This is a genomic window from Brevibacillus soli, from assembly GCF_044759095.2.
Classification (GTDB): domain Bacteria; phylum Bacillota; class Bacilli; order Brevibacillales; family Brevibacillaceae; genus JBIYSM02.
In genome coordinates, this window is the sequence record NZ_JBIYSM020000114.1 from 1 (window position 1) to 511 (window position 511).

3 tRNA genes are annotated in these 511 nt (G+C 56.4%); all 3 read right to left on the reverse strand.

The window, feature by feature from the left end:
• Nucleotides 1–3 precede the first annotated feature (3 nt).
• Nucleotides 4–80: transfer RNA gene (locus ACE99V_RS20470), tRNA-Asp, on the reverse strand.
• A 5-nt stretch (nt 81–85) separates the two neighbouring features.
• Nucleotides 86–162: transfer RNA gene (locus ACE99V_RS20475), tRNA-Met, on the reverse strand.
• A gap of 273 nt (nt 163–435) precedes the next feature.
• Nucleotides 436–511, reverse strand: a tRNA-Val gene (locus tag ACE99V_RS20480).

Genomic DNA, 511 nt, shown 5'->3' on the forward strand with positions numbered 1-511 from the left:
AAATGGCGGAGCTGACGGGACTCGAACCCGCGACCTCCGGTGTGACAGACCGGCGTGAACTCCAACTTCACCACAGCTCCATATTTGGTTGCGGGAGCAGGATTTGAACCTGCGACCTTCGGGTTATGAGCCCGACGAGCTACCGAGCTGCTCCATCCCGCGATGATAGGACGTCATCGTGCCAGTGTTGCGACGTACAGGATGTACTAGTGTCGGCGTTGCCAACAGGACGTCGCTGCTTTTAGCTGGCCTTCCTTTATCCTTAAAAACTTATGGTGGAGGCTGACGGGAACGCTTCCTACTTGCGATGCTACGTCGAATTTTCTTCGATAGCGAGCAAGATCAGATGTACCCGAGCGAGACTCCCTTGCTCCTTCTTCGAGGGTGAACCGGAACGGTGAGATCCCGAGCCGAAACCGACGAACGAAGTGAGTATGGTGGAGGCTGACGGGATCGAACCGCCGACCCTCTGCTTGTAAGGCAGATGCTCTCCCAGCTGAGCTAAGCCTCC